Below are 22,536 nucleotides of genomic sequence, written 5' to 3' on the forward strand. Positions count from 1 at the left end.
CGCTTAAGCCTGCGTGGCCGTCTGCGTCGTGTTCTTGGCAATGAGCGCTTCGAACTCGGGGCGGAAATGCTTGATCATGGCGCGCACCGGCATGGCGGCGGCATCGCCGAGCGCACAGATGGTACGGCCCTGGATGTTGTCGGCCACCGAGTTCAGCAGGTCCAGGTCGCTGGGCCGGCCATGCCCGGTGTGGATGCGATCGACCATCCGCCACAGCCAGCCCGTGCCTTCACGGCAAGGCGTGCACTGGCCGCAGGATTCATGCATGTAGAAATACGACAGGCGCTTGAGCGACTCCACCATGCAGCGGCTGTCGTCCATCACGATCACCGCGCCCGAGCCGAGCATCGAGCCAGCCTTGGCGATGGCGTCGTAGTCCATCGTGGTTTCCATCATGATCGCAGCCGGCAGCACCGGTGCCGACGAACCACCGGGAATCACGGCCTTGAGCTTGCGGCCCTTGCGCACGCCACCGGCGAGTTCGAGCAGCTTGGAAAAAGGCGTGCCCAACGGGATTTCATAGTTGCCCGGCAATTCGACGTCACCCGAGACCGAGAAGATCTTGGTGCCGCCGTTGTTGGGCTTGCCACATTCGAGATAAGCCTGGCCGCCGTTGCGGATGATCCAGGGCACGGCCGCGAAGGTCTCGGTGTTGTTGATCGTGGTGGGCTTGCCATACAGGCCGAAGCTGGCCGGGAAAGGCGGCTTGAACCGAGGCTGGCCCTTCTTGCCTTCGAGCGACTCAAGCAAGGCGGTTTCTTCGCCACAGATGTAGGCACCGAAGCCGTGGGCCGCGTGCAGCTGGAAATTGAAGCTGCTGCCCAGAATGCCATCACCCAGGTAGCCAGCCGCGCGGGCCTCTTCGAGCGCTTCTTCGAAACGCTCGTAGGTCTGGAAGATCTCGCCGTGGATGTAGTTGTAGCCGAGGCTGATGCCCATCGCATAGGCCGCGATGATCATGCCTTCGATGACGATGTGCGGGTTGTACTGCAGCAGGTCGCGATCCTTGCAGGTACCGGGTTCGCCTTCGTCGGAATTGCACACCAGATGCTTCTGCCCGGGGAACTGGCGCGGCATGAAGCTCCACTTCAATCCGGTCGGGAAACCAGCACCGCCACGGCCGCGCAGACCGGATTCCTTCACCGTCGCGATGACCTGGTCCTGCGTCAAGCCGGCTTCATTGCCGGCCACGCCGTCCTTGCCCAGGATCTTGCGCAGGGCCTGGTAGCCGCCGCGCGCTTCGTAGTCCTTCAGGCGCCAGTTGCTGCCATCGAGGTCGGCATAGATCTGGGGGTTGATGTGCCGGCCGTGGAAACAGGTTTGCACACCCGTTGCCTGGAACTGGGAAAGCACTTGCTGCGCGTTCATGGCTGAGCTTCCGTTTGGGGCGCACCGCTGTCTGCGGCGCGCAGGCCATCGATCAACTGGTCCAGCTTCTCGTTGGTCATGAAACTGCACATCGTGAGGTCGTTGACCAGCATCACCGGCGAGTCGGCGCACGCGCCGAGGCATTCGCTCTGCTGCAGCGTGAACATGCCATCCGCCGTGGTCTCGCCCATCGTGACGCCGAGCTTGTGCTCGAGATGGTGCAAGGCCTTGTAGCCGTCGCGCAGCTGGCACGGCAGGTTGGTGCAGACGTTGAGCTTGAACTTGCCCATCGGATGCTGGTTGTACATGTTGTAGAACGTGGTGACCTCGTGCACCGCGATCACCGGCATGCCGAGGTGTGCGGCGATCTGGCGTTCGCTGTCCATGCTCACGAAGCCTTGCTCGCGCTGCACGATGGTCAGGCAGGCCATGACCGCCGACTGTTTCTGGTCGGCCGGGTACTTGGCCACTTCGCGGTCGAACAGGGCCAGTGTCGCTGCCGACAGGGGCACGGTTTGTCCAGGCTCGTGGTGGGCGCTCATCGGTCAATCTCTCCAAACACAATGTCCAAGGTGCCGATGATCGCCACGGCATCGGCGATCATGTGGCCACGCGTCATCTCGTCCAACGCGGACAGGTGGACGAAGCCCGGCGGACGGATCTTCAGCCGGTAAGGCTTGTTGGCGCCATCGCTGATCAGGTAGATGCCGAACTCGCCCTTGGGATGCTCCACCGCCGCATAGGCTTCGCCCTCGGGCACATGGAAACCTTCGGTGAACAGCTTGAAATGGTGGATCAGCTCTTCCATGTTGGACTTCATGGATTCGCGCGATGGCGAGGCGATCTTGTGGTTGTCGGTGATCACCGGGCCGGGGTTCACACGCAGCCAGTCCACGCATTGCTTGATGATGCGGTTGGACTGGTTCATCTCCTCCATGCGCACCAGGTAGCGGTCGTAGCAGTCGCCCGTCTTGCCCAGTGGAATGTCGAAGTCGACGCGGTCGTAAGCGTCGTACGGTTGCTTCTTGCGCAGGTCCCAGGCGATGCCGGAGCCGCGCAGCATGGGGCCGGTGAGACCGAGGTTCAGCGCACGTTCCGGCTCCATCACGCCGATGCCGACCGTGCGCTGTTTCCAGATGCGGTTCTCGGTCAGCAACGTATGGTATTCGGACAGATAGGTCGGGAAACGCTTGGTGAAGTCGTCAATGAAGTCGAGCATCGAACCCTGGCGGTTCTCGTTCATCGCCGCCAGCGCCTTGGCGTTCTTGATCTTGCTGACCTTGTACTGCGGCATGGTGTCCGGCAGGTCGCGGTAGACGCCACCTGGACGGAAATAGGCCGCGTGCATGCGCGCGCCGGACACGGCCTCGTACATGTCGAACAGGTCTTCGCGCTCGCGGAAGGCGTAGATCAGGATGGTCGAGCTGCCGCAGTCGTTGCCGTGCGAGCCGAGCCACATCAGGTGGTTGAGCAGGCGCGTGATCTCGGAGAACATCACGCGGATGTACTGCGCACGGATCGGCACTTCGATGCCGAGCAGCTTCTCGATGGCCAGGCAATACGCGTGTTCGTTGGACATCATGGACACGTAGTCCAGACGGTCCATATAAGGCAGGGACTGGATGAAGGTCTTGCTCTCGGCCAGCTTCTCGGTCGCGCGATGCAGCAACCCGATGTGCGGGTCGGCGCGCTGCACGACTTCGCCGTCGAGCTCGAGCACGAGGCGCAACACGCCGTGGGCCGCAGGATGCTGCGGGCCGAAGTTGAGGGTGTAGTTCTTGATTTCTGCCATGGTCGGTCACATGAAGCCGCGGGGCCTACTTGCGTCCTCCATATTTGTCTTCACGGATGATGCGCGGCGTGATCTCGCGCGGCTCGATGCTCACGGGCTCGTACACGACGCGGCGACGCTCAGGGTCGTAGCGCATCTCGACATGGCCCGACAGCGGGAAATCCTTGCGGAACGGATGGCCGACGAAGCCGTAATCGGTGAGGATGCGGCGCAGGTCGTTGTGGCCTTCAAAGACGATGCCGAACAGGTCGAACGCTTCGCGTTCGAACCAGTTGGCCGAACTCCACAGGTCCATGACCGAGGCCAGCACGGGAAAATCGTCGTCGGGGCAGAACACCTTGACGCGCACGCGCTGGTTCAAGCTCACCGAGATCAGGTGCGAGACCACGCAGTAGCGCGGGCCGTCCCAGGTTTCGTCCTTATAGGTCGAGTAGTCGACACCACACAGGTCGATCAACTGCTCGAACTTGCAGCCAGGCGCGCTCTGCAGCGTGCGCATCACCTCCAGGTAATGCGCGGCGTCGACGACGACCGTGACCTCGCCCAGCGCCACGGCGATGCGGCGGGCCTTGTCGCCCAGCACGGCGGCGATGGTGGTTTTGAGCGCCTCGGGATGGATGGCAACGTCAGACATTTGGCTCTTCAATCCCGTGCGATGGTGTTGGTGCGGCGAATCTTCTGCTGCAACTGGATGATGCCGTAGAGCAGTGCCTCGGCCGTGGGTGGACAGCCCGGCACGTAGACATCGACCGGGACGATGCGGTCGCAGCCGCGCACGACGGAATAGCTGTAGTGGTAGTAACCACCGCCATTGGCGCAGGAACCCATCGACAACACCCAGCGTGGCTCGGACATCTGGTCGTAGACCTTGCGCAGTGCCGGCGCCATCTTGTTGCACAAGGTGCCGGCCACGATCATCAGATCGGATTGGCGCGGACTGGCCCGGAACACCTCGGAACCGAAGCGCCCGATGTCGTAGCGCGCGGCCGCCGCATGCATCATCTCGACCGCGCAGCAGGCCAGGCCGAAGGTCATGGGCCACAGGGAGCCCGTCTTGGCCCAGTTCACCACGGAGTCATAACTCGTGGTGACAAAGCCTTCCTTGAGTACACCTTCAATCATCTGATCACTCCCAGTCGAGGGCGCCTTTTTTCCACATGTAGACAAATCCGAACGTGAGCACCGCCACGAACTCCAGGCCGAACAGGAAACCCACCAGACCGATTTCCTTGAAAGCGGCAGCCCACGGGATCAGGAACGCCGTTTCCAGATCGAACAGAATGAAAAGAATGGCCACGAGGTAGTAGCGCACATCGAACTTCATGCGGGCATCTTCGAAGGCCTCGAAGCCGCATTCGTAAGGGGAGTTCTTGGCACTGTCCGGACGATTCGGACCCAGGATGTAGCCCAATACCTGGGGCGCCACGCCGACGCCAATTCCGACCAAGATGAACAAAAGGACAGGGAGGTACTGGTCGAGGTTCATCTTGAGGTTCTATCACCGCTGAAGTCCACCGGATGCCTGCCCGGTGGACTTTTGTATTGGTGCGGTCGGCGAGACTCGAACTCGCACAGCTTTCGCCACTACCCCCTCAAGATAGCGTGTCTACCAATTTCACCACGACCGCGGTTTTTGCTATACGGATGGCATGAGGAACCTTGCGGTTGTTGGCTTTCCGTACAGCTTAAGAGTTTACCCTGAAACACCTGCTTTTCCGAGCGAGGTGCCAAATTCGGCACAGATTATTTGGTCGGAATCTGGCCAGCGCCGGAAGCAGGCACTGCCGGCACCACAGCCGCCGGGGCCGATGCGGAACTGCCAGGAATCTGCCCGGCAGGCGTCGTGTTCGCGGCCGGCGCGGTGACGGCCGAACGCTCCAGCACGCTGCCCGAGCTCACAGGGCGCGCATTGCCGAAATAGGCCAGCGCCAGCGTGCAGACGAAGAACACCGCTGCGAGGACGCCGGTGGTGCGCGACAGGAAATTGGCACTGCCGCTGGCGCCGAACAGGCTGCCCGAGCCGCCGCTGCCAAAGGCGGCGCCCATGTCGGCGCCCTTGCCATGCTGCACCAGGATCAAACCGATCATGCCCAGCGCGGCGATGATCTGCACAGCCAGAAGGACGGTCAACAACACATTCATCTCGATACTCCTAAAACTAACCAAAAATAAGATGCGATGCGGCGAATCAGGCCGCTGCGGCCACGATGGCGAGGAAGTCGGGTGCCTTCAGCGCCGCGCCGCCGATCAGGCCGCCGTCGATGTCGGGCTGCCCCAGCAACTGCGCCGCATTCGCCGCATTCATGCTGCCGCCGTACAGGATCCGCATCAGCGCAGAACGGTCGGTCGCCGCATGCAGCTGCGCACGCAGCACGGCGTGCACCTGCTGGGCCTGCTCCGGCGTGGCGGTCTTGCCCGTGCCGATGGCCCAGACAGGCTCGTAGGCCACGACGATCTCGCTGATGCAGTGGCCGTTGACGTGAATCACCGCAGCCAACTGCCGTTTCACGGTTTCCTCGGTCTTGCCGGCTTCGCGCTCGGCGAGGGTCTCGCCCACGCACACGATGGGCGTGATGCCCGAAGCCAGGGCGCGAGCCGTCTTGGCGGCCACCACGGCGTCCGATTCGCCATGGTACTGGCGACGCTCGGAATGTCCGACGATGGCGTAGCGCACACCGAACTCCTTCAGCATCGCCGCCGACACTTCGCCCGTGTAGGCGCCGGATTCGAACTGCGAGATGTCCTGCGCGCCCAAGTCAATGCCAGAGCCGGCCAGCAGCCCCTGCAATTGCGCCAGATAGGGACTCGGCGCACACACGGCCACATCGCAATGCGTGGGCGCGAGCCCCGCCGACACCGCGCGCACCAGCGCTTCGTTGAAGGCCAGGCCGCCGTTCATCTTCCAGTTGCCGGCAATGAGTTTCTTTTTCATGCGTTCACCCAGGTCAAAACGATTTTTCCGACGTGCTGGTTGGACTCCATCAGCACGTGCGCCGGCTCGGCCCCACTCGCGCCCTGCCCCGCATCGGCCGCGAACACACTGTGGATCACCGGCTTGATCCTGCCGCTTTCGATCAGCGGCCAGACGTGTTCCTTCAGCGAACGCGCGATGCCCGCCTTGAACGCCACGGACCGAGGCCGCAGGGTGGAGCCGGTAATGGTCAGCCGCTTGCGCAGCACCAGACCGGTATTGATTTCACTCTTTACGCCGCCCTGCACCGCGATGATGGCGATGCGGCCGTCCTCGGCCAGGCAGTCGATTTCGCGCGCCACGTAGTCGCCGGCGACCATGTCGAGCACCACGTCCACACCCTTGCCATTCGTGAGGCGTTTGACTTCGGCTACGAAGTCGGTGGTCTTGTAGTTGATCGCGTGATCGGCACCGAGCGCCACGCAGGCCCGGCACTTCTCGTCGCTGCCGGCCGTCACCAGCACGTGAGCGCCTAGCGCCTTGGCCATCTGGATGGCCGTCACGCCGATGCCGCTCGATCCGCCCTGGATCAGCAGTGTTTCGCCTTTCTGCAGCCGCGCGCGGTCGAACACATTGCTCCACACGGTGAAGAAGGTTTCGGGCAACGAAGCCGCCTCGGTATCGCTCAGCCCCTTGGGCACGGGCAGGCACTGGGCCACCGGCGCCACGCACAGCTCCGCGTAACCGCCGCCGGCCACCAGGGCGCACACGCGGTCGCCGATGGCGATGCCGGCCTGGGCCAGCGCCGCGGCGTCGCCGGCCACCACCACACCCGCCACCTCGAGGCCGGGAATGTCGGATGCCCCCGGCGGCACGGGGTAGTGCCCCATGCGCTGCAACACATCGGGCCGGTTCACACCGCTGGCCGCCACACGAATGAGCAGCTCGCCCACGCCGGCCACCGGCTCGGGGCGTGCACCCATGCGCAGCACCGCAGGTGCGCCATGGGATGTGATTTCGATCGCCTTCATGGAGGATCCAGGCTAAAAGTCAGGGATGTCGAAATTCCGTGGAGACCCGCCGACCCGGCCAATGCCGGGGGCGGCCACCTCCACGGGGCCGGCCACCGAAGCTCAGGACTGAGGCTCTTGGGCTGGCTGGGACTGGCTGAAGGCCGGCCGATCGAGCAACGCCTTCATCGACAGCTTGATGCGACCCTTTTCGTCGGTTTCCATGACCTTGACCTTCACGATCTGGCCTTCGCTCAGGTAGTCGGTGACCTTCTCGACGCGCTCGTGCGCGATCTGGCTGATGTGCAGCAAGCCGTCCTTGCCTGGCAGCAGGTTGACCAGTGCGCCGAAGTCCAGGATCTTGGTGATCGGGCCTTCGTAGACCTTGCCGATCTCGACTTCGGCCGTGATCTGCTCGATGCGGCGCTTGGCTTCCTCGGCCTTGGCTGGATCGGCCGAAGCGATCGTGATCGTGCCGTCTTCCTCGATGTTGATCTGCGTGCCGGTTTCCTCGGTCAGCGCACGGATCACGGCGCCGCCCTTGCCGATCACGTCGCGGATTTTCTCCGGGTTGATCTTCATGGTGAACAGGCGCGGCGCGAAGTTCGAGACTTCGGTCTTGGCCTCGCTCATGGCTTCCTGCATCTTGCCCAGGATGTGCATGCGCGCTTCCTTGGCCTGGGCCAGGGCGACCTGCATGATTTCCTTGGTGATGCCCTGGATCTTGATGTCCATCTGCAGCGCGGTGATACCGTTGGTGGTACCAGCCACCTTGAAGTCCATGTCGCCCAGGTGATCTTCGTCACCCAGGATGTCGGTCAGCACGGCGAAGCGGTTGTCTTCCTTGATCAGGCCCATGGCGATGCCGGCCACGTGGGCCTTCATCGGCACGCCGGCGTCCATCAGCGACAGGCAGCCGCCGCAGACCGAAGCCATCGACGAGGAACCGTTGGATTCGGTGATCTCGGACACCACACGCATGGTGTAGGGGAATTCTTCCTTGGTCGGCAGCACCGCGACGAGCGCGCGCTTGGCCAGGCGGCCGTGGCCGATTTCGCGGCGCTTCGGCGTGCCCACGCGGCCGGTTTCGCCGGTGGCGAACGGAGGCATGTTGTAGTGCAGCATGAAGCGGTCTTCGTATTCGCCGGCCAACGCGTCGATGCGCTGCGCGTCGCGTTCGGTGCCGAGCGTGGTCACGACCAGCGCCTGGGTTTCACCGCGCGTGAACAGTGCCGAACCGTGGGTGCGCGGCAGCACGCTGTTGCGGATCTCGATGGCACGCACGGTGCGCGTGTCGCGGCCGTCGATGCGGGGTTCGCCAGCCAGGATCTGGCTGCGCACGATCTTGGCTTCGATGTCGAACAGCATGCTTTCGACCGCCACGGCGTCGAATTCCACGCCTTCTGCCTTCAGGCCCTTGTTGACCCAGGTGTAGGCTTCACGGCAGGCATGGGTGCGGGCTTGCTTGTTGCGGATCTGGTAGGCCGCGGCGAGCTTTTCCTCGGCCAGCGCACGCACCTTGGCGATCAGGACTTCGTCCTTGGCGGCCGGCTTCCAGTCCCACACCGGCTTGCCGGCGTCGCGCACGAGTTCGTGGATCGCGTTGATGGCGATGTTGCCCTGCTGGTGGCCGAACACCACGGCGCCGAGCATGATTTCTTCGCTGAGCTGCTGGGCTTCGGATTCCACCATCAGCACGGCGGCTTCGGTACCGGCAACGACCAGGTCGAGGATCGAATCCTTGCGCGCGGTCTGGCCAGGGTTCAGCACGTATTCGCCGTTGACGTAGCCCACGCGGGCCGCGCCGATCGGGCCGTTGAACGGCAGGCCGCTCACGGACAGGGCCGCGCTCACCGCGATCATGGCGGCGATGTCGGCGTCGACTTCAGGATTGAGCGACAGCGTGTGCACCACGACGTGCACTTCGTTGAAGAAACCTTCCGGGAACAGCGGGCGGATCGGGCGGTCGATCAGGCGGCTGGTCAACGTTTCGAATTCGCTTGGACGGCCTTCGCGCTTGAAGAAGCTGCCGGGAATCTTGCCCGCGGCATAGGTCTTCTCGAGGTAGTCGACGGTCAACGGGAAGAAATCCTGCCCGGCCTTGCCTTCGGTCTTGCCGACCACGGTGGCCAGCACCACGGTGCCCTCCATGTCCAGCAGCACGGCGCCGGTGGACTGGCGAGCGATCTCGCCGGTTTCCATGGTGACCTTGTGGTTGCCCCATTGGAACGTCTTGCTGACTTTGTTGAAAATCGTCATGTGAATCTCCTGTTCAGTTCTGGAAATGCAACCCAACCCGGGTCGCGTGGGCCAGAGAGAAGACCGAAAACGATGCCATTCCAGAAGAGATCGCCGGCTGGCAATTTCTTATGGAATGACACAGCGCGTCGTCTGTCGTCGGCTCCGGAATGTCGAAAATCAAAAAGCGCCTCAGTCAGTCAACTAGATCTAGTCAACCAACTCAGGCGCTTTGTATGGACTCAGTGCTTACTTACGCAGACCAAGCTTGGCGATCAGGGCCGTATAACGGTCGTGGTCCTTGGCGTTCAGGTAGTCGAGCAGCTTGCGGCGGCGGCTCACCATGCGCAGCAGGCCGCGGCGGCCGTGGTGATCCTTGGCATGCGTCTTGAAATGGGGGGTCAGTTCGTTGATGCGGGCGGTCAGCAGTGCGACTTGCACTTCAGGACTGCCGGTATCGGAAGCGCTGCGGGCGTTGGCCTTGACGACTTCGGCCTTGATGGAGGATGCGATCATGTTTTATCCAGGGTTTGTGGGCCGATGGCAGGTGGTGCACAGGCCCAGGTTTTCACTTGCGTCGGCCACCGGAATTGCGGCTGACGTGCGCTCTGCGAAATGCAAAGCCTGTGGATTATAGCCTGGATGGAGGTACACCCCCAGGTCGCTCACTCCGTGTAGCTCTCACCCCCTTGCAGGGGGCGACACCAGCGGCCTGGCAAAGCCAGTTCCGCGGTGTCTCTGGATCGGGCAGCGGCGTCTGTCAAGATGCGTGTAAATTTTGTGGCGAGCTGACTTTGTTAGATTTGCCGGGCGCTGAAGGTGTCGCAGGATTTCACCGCGCCCGTCTGGAAACCGGTGCTGAACCAGCGCTGGCGCTGGGCGCTCGTGCCATGGGTGAAGCTGTCGGGCACCACGGCTCCGCCGCGTGAGCGCTGCAAGGCATCGTCGCCGATCTTGGCCGCGGCATTCATCGCCGATTCGATGTCGCCGTTTTCGAGGATCTGCCGCGAGGCCTGGGCCTTGTTGGCCCAGATACCGGCGAAGCAGTCGGCCTGGAGTTCGAGCCGCACGCTCAGCGCGTTGTACTGCACCTGGCTGACCCGGCCGCGCATCTCGTCCATCTTGGCGCTGATGCCCATCAGGTTCTGCACATGGTGGCCGACCTCGTGAGCGATCACATAGGCCTGGGCGAATTCGCCGGGCGCACCGAGCTGGTTCTTCAGCGTCTGGTAGAAATCCAGGTCAATGTAGACCTTCTGGTCACCCGGGCAATAGAACGGCCCCATCGCCGACTGGCCCTGTCCGCAGGCGGTGGGAATCGCGCCGCGGAACAGCACCAGCTTCGGATCGACGTATTTGCCGCCGGCCTGGGCGAACACGCCGGTCCATACGTCTTCGGTGTCGGCCAGCACGGTCGAGACGAATTTGGCCATGCGGTCATCCGCCGGAGGCGCATGCGCCGGCGCCTGTTGCGTCTGCGGCGCCGGTCCACCACCGCTGAGCAGACCCAGGATGGTCAACGGGTTGACGCCGAAGATCCACCCGCCGACCAGCGCCACCACGATGGTGCCCACGCCGATGCTGCGCCCGCCGATGAAGCCGCCACCCCCGCCGCCGTCACGCCGGTCTTCTACATTGTCCGATTCCCGATTGCCTTCCCATTTCATGCTTGTCTCCCGCAGTGGATGCAGGATGGTAACGCGCCAGCCCGGGTACACGGGCGACACGACTGCATACGACACCGCCCCGCGGTCACACAGCGGGCCAGTCATCTCCGCGGCAGGCAGAGGGTCAATTCAACGCATTTATGTAACAAGTGTAGGATGATATTTGCGCTGCCGTTGCAACATGCCTTGCCCGGAGGCATGCCTCGTTGGTCCGGACACCATTGCCTCGCAGGCGGAGTTGAGAAATGAACATTCTTGGATTCGCAGAAAAACCCACGGTGCTGGTGGTGGACGACACAGCCGACAACCTCACGCTGATGGCCGCGCTGCTGAAGGACACCTACCGCGTGAAGGTGGTGAACCATGGCGAAAAAGGCCTGTCCATTGCGACCTCGGCGAATCCACCGGATCTGATCCTGCTCGACATCATGATGCCGCAGATCGACGGCTACGAGGTCTGCCGCCGGCTCAAAGCGAATCCGGCCACGCGCGACATCCCGGTGATCTTCCTCACCGCCAAGTCGGACGAGGAAGCCGAGGAAAAGGGTTTCGAGCTCGGCGCTGTGGACTACATCACCAAGCCCATCAGCCCGCCGATCCTGCTGGCGCGGGTGCACAACCACATCGCGCTCAACGTGCGCACGGCCATGCTGCAATCGCTGTCGCAGAAACTCTCGCGGTACCTGTCGCCACAGGTCTACAAGTCGATCTTCGAAGGCGCGCGGGACGTGTCGATCAACGCCGTGCGCAAGAAGCTCACCATCTTCTTCTCCGACATCAAGGATTTCACGCAGACCTCGGAACACATGCAGCCCGAGGACATGACGTATCTGCTCAACAGCTACTTCTCCGAGATGTCGAAGATCGCGCTCGAATACGGCGCGACGATCGACAAGTTCATCGGCGACGCCATCCTGATCTTCTTCGGCGACCCCGAGACCCGCGGCGTGCAGGAAGACGCGCTGCAGTGCGTGCGCATGGCCGTGGCGATGCAGCGGCGCATGCACGAGCTGCGCCGCGTCTGGCGCGACAAGGGCTACCGCCAGCCGTTTCAGGTGCGCATCGGCATCAACACCGGCTTTTGCAACGTCGGCAATTTCGGCAGCGACCAGCGCATGGACTACACCGTCATCGGCAGCGAGGTGAACCTGGCCGCGCGGCTGGAGCAGAACGGCGAGCCCGACGGCGTCCTGATGTCGTACGAGACCTATGCGCTCATCAAGGACGAATTCGAAACCGAGGAAGGCCAGCCGCTGAGCGCCAAGGGCGTGTCGCGCGAGATCCGCTGCTTCATGCTGCGCGGCATCGACCATCCGGCCGAGGCGGAAGGCGACACGCTCAACCAGCACTACCCCGGCCTGCGGCTCGCGATCGACCTCGACAAGATGAACGGGACCACGCGCGATCGTGCCGTCGCCGACCTGCAGAAGGCCATCGAGGCGATCCGGGGCCAGGGCTGACCCGCCGGACCGCGGCCATCCACGCTATTCCGTCACCGGAGCATGGCCGACATGGCCGACAGGCTGTTGAGCGTGCGGACCACGTCCGCCACCGAATCCTTGGCAAAGGCCACGGTCACGCCGTCCACACGCGCCAGCCCCGGCAGGATGGCGAACAGGTCGGCCATGCCGGGCCCCTGCGTCTGCAGCCGGCACTGGAACGGGCCCTGGCGCGGCGCCGGCGGCGCGGTGCCCGCCTGGAGCACTTCGCGCGCCGCCGCCTCGATGGCGCTGCAGGCCGCCGATGGCGAGACTGAAATCCCGCTCGCGTGGCCATGCGCCTGCTTGGTGACGACAAAGCGCGCCCGCGGGTACAGCGGCTGCGTCTCCGCCTGGAACACGTCGTCGCCGCTGGCCAGCAGCACCGGCACGCCGAGTTCGGCCGCGAGTGCGCCGTAGAGGCCGGCCTCGCCGAGCTCCTCGCCGCCCAGCCAGACGCGCGCAAAGGCGAAGCTGTTGATGGTGTGGGCCAGCACGCCGCGGCTTTGCGCGCGTGCGTGGTAGCCGATCATGAACACGCCGTCGCAGCCCTCCTCCAGGCCGCCCATCATGCCCAGCACACGCGGCTTGCCGAGCACGGTGCGCGCGCGCGGGTCGAGTTCGTCGGGCAGCAGGTTGCGAAAGCCGCCGTGGGAATCGTTGACGAGCACCTCCCTGGCCCCGCCGGCGAACGCACCGCGGATGGCGGCATTCGCCTCGGCCGTCATCAGCCGGCGGGCGCGCTCGTATTCGGCGTTGCCGGCACGGGTCTGCTCGACATGGAACACACCGGCCACGCCTTCGATATCGACGGAAATCAGAATCTTCATGGATGGGGTCCTTCAGGCCGCAGCCTGCATCAGCGCCAGCCAGTCCGGCGCGAGTTCGTTCAAGGCGAGGCGCCGGTGGCCGTCGCGGCCGGTCACGGAGACGGCCGCGAACAGCGCGTTCACGATGGCCTGCTCGGTCGCTTCGGCCGTGGCGGCGAACAGGGGATCGAGCAGGCTCTCGTGCAGCAGCGCGGCGTGTTGCAGCCGGCCCGCGCTGTTCTGCGGCACGGTGGTCGCCGTGGAAAACGCCAGCGCGATGTCGCCGCTGCCGTGGCCGTAGTCGGAGCCGGTGCGCGCCAGGCCGGCGCCCGCGCGCACCGCCACGCGGCGCAACTGGCGTGCGTCGAGCGGCGCGTCGGTGGCGACCAGCAGGATGATGGAGCCGCGTTCCGCGGCGTCGTTGCGTTCGGCCAGACGCTGCACCAGCGCCGGCCCAATGCGGCGCCCGGCCAGCGTCAGCGCCGCGGGCCGGCCGAAATTGGCCAGCACCAGGGCACCGACGGTGAACGCGCCCACCGGCGTGCGCGCCAGCCGCGACGCCGAGCCGATGCCGCCCTTGAGTCCGAAGCAACTCATGCCGCGCCCTGCCCCCACCGCGCCCTGGGCGAATTCGGCCTTTGCATCGGCCAGCGCCTGTAGCGCGTGGGCCTCGGTCACGGCGAAGGCCTGCAGGTCGTTGAGGTAGCCGTCGTTGCATTCGAAGACCAGCGGATTCAGCGTCGGCAGCTGGCGGCCGATGCCGGGCTGCGCGGCGACGGCGGCACGGATCAGGGCGGTGGCCACCGTGCCCACCGCGAAGGTGTTGGTGAGCGCGATCGGCGATTCGAGCACGCCGAGTTCCTGCACCTGCATCAGGCCCGTGCTCTTGCCGAAGCCGTTGATCACGGCCGCGCCGGCCGGCACCTTGTGCATGAACAGGTCGCCCGCATCACCCGGATGCGGCAGCACCATGGTCACGCCGGTCTGCACCGGGCCGTCGGCCAGGGTGCAGTGGCCCACCGTGACGCCGGACACGTCGCTGATGGTGCCGAGCGGGCCGCTGGGCAGCTCGCCGATGCGCACGGCGGGCGACACGCTATTTCTGCTCGAGCTTCGGGTCCAGCGCATCGCGCAGGCCGTCGCCCAGCAGGTTGAAGGCCAGCACGGTGAGGAAGATCGCCAGGCTGGGGAAGATGGCCATGTGCGGCGCGGTCATCATGTCGGCGCGCGCCTCGTTGAGCATCGCGCCCCACTCCGGCGTGGGCGGCTGCGCGCCCAGGCCGAGGAAGGACAGGCTGGCCGCGGTGATGATCGAGGTGCCGATGCGCATGGTGAAGTAGACGACCACCGAGGAGATGGTGCCCGGGAAGATGTGCCGCGTGATGATCGTCCAGTCCGAGGCGCCGATGGAGCGCACGGCCTCGATGTAGGTCAGGTGCTTCAGCGACAGCGTGTTGCCGCGCACCAGCCGCGCAAACGCCGGAATGCTGAAGATGGCCACCGCGAAGATCACGTTGACCATGCCGTTGCCGAGGATGGCCACGATGCCGATGGCCAGCAGAATGCCGGGGAAGGCGAACAGCACGTCCGAGATGCGCATCACGATGCGGTCCCACCAGCCTTCGTAATAGCCGGCGAGCAGGCCCAGCGCCGTGCCGATCACCGCGCCCACCGCCACCGAGATGAAGCCGGCGGCCAGCGAGATGCGCGTGCCCATCAGGATGCGGCTGAAGATGTCGCGGCCCAGCGAGTCCACGCCGAACCAGTGCGTGGCGGTGGGTGGGCTGTTGAGCGCGTCGTAGTCGAAGAAGTTCTCGGCGTCGAAGGGCACGATCCACGGTGCCACCAGGGCGACCAGCACCAGCAGCAGCACGAAGCCGCCGGCGACCAGGGCCACGTGCTGGTCCTTGAACTTGCGCCAGAACTCGCTCCACGGCGTGCGCACGCGTTCCGACGCGGGCTTATGAACCAAATCGGCTTCTGGCGCAGAGGATAATTGCATGGGCAGCTATGTTATTTGTAGCGGATGGTGGGATTGATCACGGCGTACAACACGTCGACCACCAGGTTGATCAGGATGAATTCGAGCGAGAACAACAGCACCTCGGCCTGGATGACCGGGAAGTCGCGCATCTCCACCGAGTCGACGAGCAAGCGCCCCATGCCCGGCCAGTTGAACACCTTCTCGACCACGATGGAGCCGCCCAGCAGAAAGCCGAACTGCAGGCCCATCATGGTGACCACCGGGATCAAGGCATTGCGCAGGCTGTGCTTGGTCACCACCACGAACTCGTTCAGGCCCTTGGCCCGCGCGGTGCGCACGTAGTCTTCCTTCAGGATGTCGATGAAGGACGAGCGCGTGAAGCGCGCCATCACCGCCGCCACGCCCGCGCCCAGCGTGAGCGAAGGCAGGATGTAGTGCTTCCAGGTGTCCGCGCCCACCGTGGGCAGCCAGCCGAGGTGCACCGAGAACATCTGCATCAGCAGCATGCCGAGCGCAAACGATGGGAACGAGATGCCGGTGATGGCCAGCGTCATGCCCAGCCGGTCGGGCCAGCGGTTGCGCCACACCGCCGATACCGTGCCGATCACCAGGCCGAGCAGCACCGACCAGCCCATCGCCGCCACGGTGAGCCACAAGGTCGGCATGAAGCGCTCGGCGATCTCGGTGGACACGGGGCGCTTGCTGCGCAGCGAGGTGCCGAAATCACCCTGCCCCGCGTTGCTGATGAAGCGCCAGAACTGCTGGTGCAGCGGCAGGTCCAGCCCCAGGTCTTCGCGGATGATGCGCACGGTTTCGGCGTCGGCCTCCGGGCCGGCCGCCAGGCGCGCCGGATCGCCCGGCAGCAGGTGCACGAACAGGAACACCAATGCCGCCACGATCAGCAAGGTGGGCAGCAGGCCCAGCAGGCGCTTGAGAATGTAGTTGAGCATGTAAAGAGGCTAAGCCTGGATTTCGGGTAACGCACGGATCGGACTTTTCCAGGGAACCCAGGGAACCGGCTTCGCCGGGCCCCAGGGTTCGCCCCCCTGCAAGCCTGTGCTGAGCTTGTCGAAGCGGGGGTTGGTGAAAGCGACACGAAGTGCGCGAAGCCTGGGTGTGCGCCTATTTCAATTCGATTTCATCGAAGTTGAACGAGGCGTCGGGCATCATGTAGAAGCCGTTCAGGCTCTTGGTGCGTGCCGACAGCAGTTGTTCCGTGGCCAGGAAGATCCAGGGTGCGTCCTTCCAGATGCGTTGCTGCGCATCGGCGTAGAGCTTGGTCTTCTGCGCCACGTCCACCGTCTTCAGTGCGTTCTGGATGTCGGCATCGACGGCGTCGTTCTTGTAGTAGCCGGTGTTGAAGGACTTGGGTGGGAAGGACTCGGAAGCCAGCAGCGGACGCATCGCCCAATCCGCCTCGCCGGTCGAAGACGACCAGCCCACGTAGTACATGCGCACCGGTGCGGTGGCCGGATCCTGCCAGCTCTCGACCTTCTCGACACGCTGGCCGGCCTCGAGCGCCAAAACCTGGGCCTTGACGCCGACCACGCTCAACTGCTGCTGCACGAACTGGATCAGCTTCTGCGCCGTGGTGTAGTTGTAGGCCGACCACAGCGTGGTCTCGAATCCGTTCGGGTAGCCGGCTTCCTTGAGCAGTTCCCGCGCCTTCACCGGGTTGTACGGCCAGGGGCCGAGCTTGGTGGAGAACGCCACCTCCTTCGGCACCACGCCTTCGGCCGGGATGGCATAGCCGCCGAACACCACCTTCACCAGGGCTTCCTTGTTGATGGCGTAGTTCAGGGCTTCACGCACCTTGGGGTTGTCGAAGGGCTTTTGCTGCGTGTTCAGCGAGATGTAGCGGTGCACGATGCTCGGTGCGGCCGTGACTTCGAGGTTGGGCTTGGTCTTCAGCAGCTCGGCCTGTTCGTAGGGCAGCGGATAGGTGAAATTGGCCTCGCCGGTCTGCATGATGGCGCTGCGCGAGTTGTTGTCGACCACCGGACGCCAGGTGATGGTGTCCACCTTGGGATAGCCCTTGCGCCAGTAGCCGGCGAACTTCTCGACCTTCATGTAGTCGGTCTGTTTCCATTCGACGAACTTGAACGGGCCGGTGCCGACCGGATTGCGCCCGATGTCCTTGCCGAACTTCTGCAGCGCGGCCGGCGAGATGATCACGGCCGACGGATGGGCCAGCGTGTTGACGAAGGCCGAGAACGGTTCGGCCAGCGTGAACTTCACCGTGTTCGCGTCGACGGCTTCGGTCTTGGCGATGTTCTTGTAGAGGGTGTAGCGCTTGAGCTTGTTGTCCGGGTTGGTCACGCGGTCGAAGTTGGCCTTCACGGCTTCGGCATTGAAGTCGGTGCCGTCCTGGAACTTGATGCCCTTCTTGAGCTTGAAGGTATAGCTCAGGCCGTCCTTGGCGGCGGTGAAGCTCTCGGCCAGCACAGGCACCATCTTCATGTCCTTGTCGAAACCCATCAGGCCTTGGTAGAACGACTTGGCCACGGCCTGCGACAAGGTGTCGTTGGCGTCATACGGGTCCATCGAGGTGAAGTTGGACTGCACCGCCACGACCACGTCCTTGGCGGCGAAGGCGTTGGGGGCCAGCACGAGGCTCACGGCAAGCGCGGTGGATAGTTTGGTCAGGGTGTGTTTCATGCAAGAACTCCAGAGTTGTCGAAAAGAGGGCCGGAAAATATCAATACGCACCGCCGACCGCATGCCGCGCGACGAAATGCCCCGGGCCAACCTGCACCAGCGGCGCCACCGTCGGCAGGTCGTCCAGCGCGCGGATCGGGCTCGGGATCTCGCCCGACAGCAGTTCGCGTCCGACATGCCTGCGCGCCGGATCCGCCACCGGCACGGCCGACATCAGCCGGCGCGTGTAGGCGTGCTGCGGGTTCTCGAACACCGCGCGGCGCGGGCCGATCTCCACGATCTGGCCGAGGTACATCACCGCCACGCGGTGGCTCACGCGTTCCACCACGGCCATGTCGTGCGAAATGAACAGGAAGGCGATGCCGAATTCGCGCTGCAGGTCGAGCAGCAGGTTGACGATCTGCGCGCGGATGGACACGTCCAGTGCCGACACCGATTCGTCGGCGATCACCACCTTGGGGTTGAGCGCCAGCGCACGCGCAATGGCGATGCGCTGGCGCTGGCCGCCGGAGAATTCATGCGGATAACGCTGCGCCGCATCGGGCGGCAGGCCCACGCGCTCGAGCAGCCAGGCCACGCGCTCCTGCGCCTTCTGCCCGCTGGCCACGCCGTGCACGAGCAGCGGCTCCATGATGCTGAAGCCCACCGTGAGCCGTGGATCGAGCGAGGCGAACGGGTCCTGGAACACGAACTGGATGTCGCGCCGCAGCGCCTGCAGCGCCTTGCCAGAGAGACCCGCGATGTCGCGCCCGGCCACCTCGACGCGGCCGCTGGTGATGTCCACCAGGCGCGACAGGGAACGGCCGGTGGTCGACTTGCCGCAACCGGATTCGCCCACCAGCGACAGCGTCTCGCCGGGCTGAAGATCGAAGCTGACTTGCTCCACGGCATGCACGCGCCGCGTCACGCGACCGAGCACGCCGCTGCGCACCGGAAACCGCGTCACCAGTTGCTGCACCCGCAACACCGGGGGTTCGTCGGCCTGCACCGTGCTCGCGGCCAGCGCTGGCGCGGGTTGATGCGACCCGCCATCGGCGTCCAGCGTCAGCAGGCCGAAACGCGCCGGCAGGTCCGTGCCCTGCATCGCGCCGAGCCTGGGCACGGCGGACAGCAGCGCGCGCGTGTAGGCGTGCTGCGGCGCGCGGAAGATGGCCTCGCATGCGCCCTCTTCCACCTTGTCGCCCTTGAGCATCACCAGCACCCGGTCGGCCACCTCGGCGACCACGCCCATGTCATGGGTGATGAAGATCACGCCCATGTGCATCTCCTGCTGCAGCGAACGGATCAGCGTGAGGATCTGCGCCTGGATGGTCACGTCCAGCGCGGTGGTCGGCTCGTCGGCGATCAGGAGCGAGGGCTTGCACGACAGCGCCATGGCGATCATCACGCGCTGGCGCATGCCGCCCGAGAGCTGGTGCGGATAGCGGTCGAGCACGTTCCTGGCCTCGGGAATGCGCACCAGGTCGAGCATGCGCAGCGCCTCGGCGCGCGCGGCGGCGCGGCTCGCACCCTGGTGCAGCCGGATCGATTCGGCGATCTGGTCGCCGACCGGGAACACCGGGTTCAGCGAGGTCATCGGCTCCTGGAAGATCATCGCGATGTCGGCCCCGCGGATGCCGCGCATCGTGGCCTGGCTGGCCTGCGCCAGGTCCAGTGTGCGGCCGCCCGGCCGCGTGAAATTCAGCACACCGCTGGCGATGCGCCCGCCGCCCTGTTCGATGAGCCGCATGATGGCCAGCGAGGACACCGATTTGCCCGAGCCCGATTCGCCGACGATGGCGAGTGTCTGGCCGGCCTCGACGTCGAAGGAGAGCTTGCGCACGGCGTCCACCACGCGTTCGCGGGTCTGGAAGCGCACGCTGAGGTCGCGCACCTCGAGCACGCGGCGGCCGTCGATGGCACTGGCGGTCAAAGCGCCGACTCCGCGTCGCCGTAGATGGCGTAGACCGGCGCCTGGCCCACGCGCGCATAACCGCGGTACATGCCTTCGGTGTTGAACGGCATGCTCACCTCGCCGCGTGCGTCCACCGCGATCAGGCCGCCGCGGCCATCGATGCGCATGAGCTTTTCGTCGACCACGCGGCGCGTGGCCTGCTCGAGCGACAGGCCGGCGTATGCCATCAGCGCGGACACGTCGTAGGCGGCCACGGCGCGGATGAACATCTCGCCCGAGCCGGTGCAGGATACGGCCACGCGATCGTTGGCGTAACAGCCCGCGCCGATCACCGGCGTGTCGCCCACGCGGCCCACGCGCTTGTTGGTCATGCCGCCGGTGGAGGTGGCCGCGGCCAGGTGGCCCTGCGCGTCCAGCGCCACGGCGCCGACGGTGCCGAATTTGCGGTCCGGATCGATCGGCGCGGCGTCTTTCGCCAATGCCGTGGCGCCGTCGTGGTCGAGCACCATGCCGCCCTCGGCCTGCTGCGCGCGCTGCAACTGCGCGAAACGCTCGGGGGTGTCGAACCAGCTCGGATCGACCATCTCGATGCCGTGCTGCGCCACGAAATCCTGCGCCGCGGGGCCGATCATCAACACGTGGCCGCTGTGCCGCATCACCACGCGTGCGGCCAGCACCGGGTTGCGCACCCGGGTGAGGCCGGCCACCGCGCCGGCGGCCAGCGTGGCGCCATCCATCACACTCGCATCGAGCTCATGGCCGCCGGCCGCGGTGTAGACCGCGCCCTTGCCGGCGTTGAACAGCGGGCATTCCTCGAGCAGCCGCACGGCTTCGGTGACGGCGTCGATCGCTGGCGCACCGGTGGCCAGCATGGCCGCGCCGGCCTCGAGAATGCCCTGCAACGCCGCGTTGTAACGCTGCTCGAGTTCGGTATTCATGGCCGAACGCAGGATGGTGCCGGCGCCGCCGTGGATGGCAATGAGGGGGGTGGGCTGCATGGGTGAATCAGTTCTTTGCTGGGCCGGCCGCGCGCGTCTTGCCCGCGGCCGTTGGTTCAAGATAAAGCCATGGCATCACCGATTGCGTGAGCTGCTGCGCCGCGCCCAGCGCATCGCTGGCACGGTAGGCCACGGCCGCACACAGCGCCTCGATCATGGCCAGCGCACTCGCATTGGAGGTGGCGGCGAACTGGCGGTTCGCGCGGACGTACAACACCACGCCGGCCAGCGGCACGAGGGGCGAAGTGGCGGCATCGGTGATGGCCAGCAGTTGGGCGCCCTGCGCGCAGGCCAGCGCGGAGAGGCGCACGGTGTCGTCCAGATACCGAGGAAAGGCGATGGCGATCACCAGGTCGCCCGCCTGGGCGCGCGACAGTTGCCGCGCCGCGTGGGTCGGGCCGCCGGCCAATGCCAGCACCTGCACGGTCGCGCAATAAGGGTCCAGCCCGTGCTGCAACAGCCCCGCGAGGTAAGCACTGGCGCCGAAGCCCAGCACCAGCACGCGCCGCGCCTGCAGGATGGCATCGACGGCGCTGTCGCACACCGCGGCGCTCAGCGACTGGCGTGTGGCCGCGAGGTTGTGTTCATCTTCCTCGAGCGTGGTGGCCATGGTGGACAGGCAGCTCGACGGCCGCTGCAGTTCCTGGCGCATGCGCTCCACCGGCGCGAGTGTGGATTCGTAACCCTTGGCCAGCTCGGCACGGAATTGCGGATAGCCGTCGAAGCCGAGCGCCCGCGCGAAACGGTTTGCCGTGGCCACGGAAACGCCGACCTCGTCGGCGAACTCCTCGATCATCAGCGTGGCCGCGCGGAACGGGTTGTGCAACACGTGGTCGGCCATCTTGCGGTGCGCCGGCGTCAGGCGCGGATGCGCCTTGGCGATGAGGTCCAACACCCCCACGCCGGCGAACCTGCCACTCCAAACCTGCGCTTTCTGCACCATCGGGAAGCCCACCCTTCGCTGAAAATATTAATTTATTTCTACAAGCAAAATGTAAGCCAATTTACAGCGCTGCGCGTCAAAGCCTCATCCGATATCAAATCGATAGCACCCCATGCTGAATTGATCAGCACCGGGACCTGTTTTGGCTTGTTTACTGTGGCGCGACGCCGGAAGTGGAGGACGCGATGAAGCTCGCCAATTCGGTGCTCCACTGCGCGGAATCGGGCTCTACGTCGGCCAGCGATTCCACCGCCACGCCGGCGTCGTTGAGCATCTTCAGCGAGGCTTCGTTGACGCGCGCCTGGTGCGGCTTCTTTTCGAGGTAGATCACGCGCCGGATGCCGACCTGGATGATGGACTGCACACACTTGGGGCACGGGAACTGCGTGGCGTAGATGGTGAAGCCTGTGAGCGGCAGCACCACGCAGTTGAGGATGGCGTTGACCTCGGCGTGCACGATGTAGCTGTGCCGCGAATGCAGCGGGTCGCTGTCGTCGTCCGACCAATACGCCGGGTCGTCGTCGCAGCAGCCGCGCGGCAGGCCGTTGTAGCCCACGCCGGCGATCTTGTTGTCCGGGCTGACCACGCAGGCTCCGTTGCGCTTGCGCGCGTCCTTGGACCGCGCCGCGGCCAGCAGGGCCACGCCCATGAACATGGAGTGCCAGCGGATGAGGGAAACATTTTCCATAGAGAGATCGACGCCAATGAAGCCGCGTTGCCGGGCTTCGAGTATGCCCGATGGCACGCGCGTGCATGGGCTGCGGCCGAACCCGCCAGGATGCTGGC

22 protein-coding genes and 1 tRNA gene are annotated in these 22,536 nt (G+C 65.0%); 1 reads left to right on the forward strand and 22 read right to left on the reverse strand.

The window, feature by feature from the left end; translation table 11 throughout:
* Positions 1-3: 3 nt before the first annotated feature.
* The 13 genes from nuoF to ypfJ all read right to left on the reverse strand — a co-directional run bounded on the left by nuoF (position 4) and on the right by ypfJ (position 10,986).
* A complete protein-coding gene (nuoF, locus tag RD110_RS17280) occupies positions 4-1,368 on the reverse strand; it encodes an NADH-quinone oxidoreductase subunit NuoF (RefSeq protein WP_076200618.1) in 1,365 nt (454 codons plus the stop codon).
* Positions 1,365-1,910: an NADH-quinone oxidoreductase subunit NuoE gene (gene nuoE, locus RD110_RS17285; protein ID WP_076200619.1), complete on the reverse strand. Its 546-nt coding sequence runs from the start codon at positions 1,908-1,910 to the stop codon at positions 1,365-1,367. Before nuoE ends, nuoF begins: the two co-directional genes overlap by 4 nt.
* The gene (locus RD110_RS17290) at positions 1,907-3,160 is read right to left on the reverse strand and encodes an NADH-quinone oxidoreductase subunit D (protein ID WP_076200620.1); all 1,254 of its coding nucleotides are present in this window, start codon (positions 3,158-3,160) and stop codon (positions 1,907-1,909) included. Before RD110_RS17290 ends, nuoE begins: the two co-directional genes overlap by 4 nt.
* Before the next feature lie 25 nt (positions 3,161-3,185).
* Positions 3,186-3,794 (reverse strand): NADH-quinone oxidoreductase subunit C, encoded by a 609-nt coding sequence (locus tag RD110_RS17295; RefSeq protein ID WP_076205184.1) that lies wholly within the window; start codon positions 3,792-3,794, stop codon positions 3,186-3,188.
* Between the two features lie 8 nt (positions 3,795-3,802).
* Positions 3,803-4,282, reverse strand: coding sequence for a NuoB/complex I 20 kDa subunit family protein (locus tag RD110_RS17300; protein ID WP_076200621.1), 480 nt, complete (start codon positions 4,280-4,282; stop codon positions 3,803-3,805).
* Positions 4,283-4,286: 4 nt separating this feature from the next.
* A complete protein-coding gene (locus RD110_RS17305) occupies positions 4,287-4,646 on the reverse strand; it encodes an NADH-quinone oxidoreductase subunit A (RefSeq protein ID WP_076200622.1) in 360 nt (119 codons plus the stop codon).
* Between the two features lie 57 nt (positions 4,647-4,703).
* Positions 4,704-4,788, reverse strand: a tRNA-Leu gene (locus tag RD110_RS17310).
* Positions 4,789-4,903: 115 nt separating this feature from the next.
* Complete coding sequence (secG, locus tag RD110_RS17315) at positions 4,904-5,302, reverse strand: preprotein translocase subunit SecG (protein WP_076200623.1); 399 nt, start codon at positions 5,300-5,302, stop codon at positions 4,904-4,906.
* 46 nt (positions 5,303-5,348) lie between these two features.
* On the reverse strand, positions 5,349-6,092 hold the full coding sequence (gene tpiA, locus RD110_RS17320) for a triose-phosphate isomerase (RefSeq protein WP_076200624.1): 744 nt from the start codon (positions 6,090-6,092) through the stop codon (positions 5,349-5,351).
* Positions 6,089-7,102 carry an NAD(P)H-quinone oxidoreductase gene (locus RD110_RS17325; RefSeq protein WP_076200625.1) on the reverse strand — a complete coding sequence of 338 codons (1,014 nt, stop codon included), beginning with the start codon at positions 7,100-7,102 and terminating at the stop codon, positions 6,089-6,091. The genes tpiA and RD110_RS17325 overlap by 4 nt, the downstream gene beginning before the upstream one ends.
* Before the next feature lie 102 nt (positions 7,103-7,204).
* Positions 7,205-9,340 (reverse strand): polyribonucleotide nucleotidyltransferase, encoded by a 2,136-nt coding sequence (gene pnp, locus RD110_RS17330; protein ID WP_076200626.1) that lies wholly within the window; start codon positions 9,338-9,340, stop codon positions 7,205-7,207.
* A 228-nt stretch (positions 9,341-9,568) separates the two neighbouring features.
* Positions 9,569-9,835, reverse strand: coding sequence for a 30S ribosomal protein S15 (rpsO, locus tag RD110_RS17335; RefSeq protein ID WP_076200627.1), 267 nt, complete (start codon positions 9,833-9,835; stop codon positions 9,569-9,571).
* A 281-nt stretch (positions 9,836-10,116) separates the two neighbouring features.
* Entirely contained in the window at positions 10,117-10,986 is an 870-nt protein-coding gene (gene ypfJ, locus RD110_RS17340; protein ID WP_076200628.1) for a KPN_02809 family neutral zinc metallopeptidase, read from the reverse strand.
* 245 nt (positions 10,987-11,231) lie between these two features.
* Between ypfJ and RD110_RS17345 the strand changes: the two genes are divergently transcribed.
* A complete protein-coding gene (locus RD110_RS17345; RefSeq protein ID WP_076200629.1) occupies positions 11,232-12,446 on the forward strand; it encodes an adenylate/guanylate cyclase domain-containing protein in 1,215 nt (404 codons plus the stop codon).
* Positions 12,447-12,478: 32 nt separating this feature from the next.
* Here the strand turns inward: RD110_RS17345 and RD110_RS17350 are convergent, their stop codons facing one another.
* The 9 genes from RD110_RS17350 to RD110_RS17390 form a co-directional block, all read right to left on the reverse strand.
* Positions 12,479-13,294 (reverse strand): M55 family metallopeptidase, encoded by an 816-nt coding sequence (locus tag RD110_RS17350; protein WP_076200630.1) that lies wholly within the window; start codon positions 13,292-13,294, stop codon positions 12,479-12,481.
* Positions 13,295-13,306: 12 nt separating this feature from the next.
* Positions 13,307-14,401: a DmpA family aminopeptidase gene (locus RD110_RS17355; protein ID WP_076200631.1), complete on the reverse strand. Its 1,095-nt coding sequence runs from the start codon at positions 14,399-14,401 to the stop codon at positions 13,307-13,309.
* Entirely contained in the window at positions 14,370-15,275 is a 906-nt protein-coding gene (gene gsiD / locus RD110_RS17360) for a glutathione ABC transporter permease GsiD (protein ID WP_076200632.1), read from the reverse strand. Before gsiD ends, RD110_RS17355 begins: the two co-directional genes overlap by 32 nt.
* A gap of 11 nt (positions 15,276-15,286) precedes the next feature.
* Positions 15,287-16,207: a glutathione ABC transporter permease GsiC gene (gene gsiC / locus RD110_RS17365; RefSeq protein ID WP_076200633.1), complete on the reverse strand. Its 921-nt coding sequence runs from the start codon at positions 16,205-16,207 to the stop codon at positions 15,287-15,289.
* Between the two features lie 172 nt (positions 16,208-16,379).
* Positions 16,380-17,915, reverse strand: coding sequence for a glutathione ABC transporter substrate-binding protein GsiB (gene gsiB, locus RD110_RS17370; RefSeq protein WP_076200634.1), 1,536 nt, complete (start codon positions 17,913-17,915; stop codon positions 16,380-16,382).
* Positions 17,916-17,955: 40 nt separating this feature from the next.
* Positions 17,956-19,827, reverse strand: a complete 1,872-nt coding sequence (locus RD110_RS17375; RefSeq protein ID WP_076200635.1) for a dipeptide ABC transporter ATP-binding protein — start codon at positions 19,825-19,827, stop codon at positions 17,956-17,958.
* The gene (locus RD110_RS17380; RefSeq protein WP_076200636.1) at positions 19,824-20,807 is read right to left on the reverse strand and encodes an isoaspartyl peptidase/L-asparaginase family protein; all 984 of its coding nucleotides are present in this window, start codon (positions 20,805-20,807) and stop codon (positions 19,824-19,826) included. Before RD110_RS17380 ends, RD110_RS17375 begins: the two co-directional genes overlap by 4 nt.
* 7 nt (positions 20,808-20,814) lie before the next feature.
* On the reverse strand, positions 20,815-21,702 hold the full coding sequence (locus RD110_RS17385; RefSeq protein WP_239467057.1) for a MurR/RpiR family transcriptional regulator: 888 nt from the start codon (positions 21,700-21,702) through the stop codon (positions 20,815-20,817).
* A gap of 199 nt (positions 21,703-21,901) precedes the next feature.
* Positions 21,902-22,438: a deoxycytidylate deaminase gene (locus RD110_RS17390; RefSeq protein ID WP_076200638.1), complete on the reverse strand. Its 537-nt coding sequence runs from the start codon at positions 22,436-22,438 to the stop codon at positions 21,902-21,904.
* Positions 22,439-22,536 lie beyond the last annotated feature (98 nt).

It is taken from the genome of Rhodoferax koreense (genome assembly GCF_001955695.1).
GTDB classification, from domain to species: domain Bacteria; phylum Pseudomonadota; class Gammaproteobacteria; order Burkholderiales; family Burkholderiaceae_C; genus Rhodoferax_B; species Rhodoferax_B koreensis.

Coding starts and splice junctions, on each gene's coding strand:
- nuoF (WP_076200618.1), bottom strand. CDS start 1,368: ATGAACGCGCAGCAAGTGCTTTCCCAGTTCCAGGCAACGGGTGTGCAA.
- nuoE (WP_076200619.1), bottom strand. CDS start 1,910: ATGAGCGCCCACCACGAGCCTGGACAAACCGTGCCCCTGTCGGCAGCG.
- RD110_RS17290 (WP_076200620.1), bottom strand. CDS start 3,160: ATGGCAGAAATCAAGAACTACACCCTCAACTTCGGCCCGCAGCATCCT.
- RD110_RS17295 (WP_076205184.1), bottom strand. CDS start 3,794: ATGTCTGACGTTGCCATCCATCCCGAGGCGCTCAAAACCACCATCGCC.
- RD110_RS17300 (WP_076200621.1), bottom strand. CDS start 4,282: ATGATTGAAGGTGTACTCAAGGAAGGCTTTGTCACCACGAGTTATGAC.
- RD110_RS17305 (WP_076200622.1), bottom strand. CDS start 4,646: ATGAACCTCGACCAGTACCTCCCTGTCCTTTTGTTCATCTTGGTCGGA.
- secG (WP_076200623.1), bottom strand. CDS start 5,302: ATGAATGTGTTGTTGACCGTCCTTCTGGCTGTGCAGATCATCGCCGCG.
- tpiA (WP_076200624.1), bottom strand. CDS start 6,092: ATGAAAAAGAAACTCATTGCCGGCAACTGGAAGATGAACGGCGGCCTG.
- RD110_RS17325 (WP_076200625.1), bottom strand. CDS start 7,102: ATGAAGGCGATCGAAATCACATCCCATGGCGCACCTGCGGTGCTGCGC.
- pnp (WP_076200626.1), bottom strand. CDS start 9,340: ATGACGATTTTCAACAAAGTCAGCAAGACGTTCCAATGGGGCAACCAC.
- rpsO (WP_076200627.1), bottom strand. CDS start 9,835: ATGATCGCATCCTCCATCAAGGCCGAAGTCGTCAAGGCCAACGCCCGC.
- ypfJ (WP_076200628.1), bottom strand. CDS start 10,986: ATGAAATGGGAAGGCAATCGGGAATCGGACAATGTAGAAGACCGGCGT.
- RD110_RS17345 (WP_076200629.1), top strand. CDS start 11,232: ATGAACATTCTTGGATTCGCAGAAAAACCCACGGTGCTGGTGGTGGAC.
- RD110_RS17350 (WP_076200630.1), bottom strand. CDS start 13,294: ATGAAGATTCTGATTTCCGTCGATATCGAAGGCGTGGCCGGTGTGTTC.
- RD110_RS17355 (WP_076200631.1), bottom strand. CDS start 14,401: ATGCGCTGGACCCGAAGCTCGAGCAGAAATAGCGTGTCGCCCGCCGTG.
- gsiD (WP_076200632.1), bottom strand. CDS start 15,275: ATGCAATTATCCTCTGCGCCAGAAGCCGATTTGGTTCATAAGCCCGCG.
- gsiC (WP_076200633.1), bottom strand. CDS start 16,207: ATGCTCAACTACATTCTCAAGCGCCTGCTGGGCCTGCTGCCCACCTTG.
- gsiB (WP_076200634.1), bottom strand. CDS start 17,915: ATGAAACACACCCTGACCAAACTATCCACCGCGCTTGCCGTGAGCCTC.
- RD110_RS17380 (WP_076200636.1), bottom strand. CDS start 20,807: ATGCAGCCCACCCCCCTCATTGCCATCCACGGCGGCGCCGGCACCATC.
- RD110_RS17390 (WP_076200638.1), bottom strand. CDS start 22,438: ATGGAAAATGTTTCCCTCATCCGCTGGCACTCCATGTTCATGGGCGTG.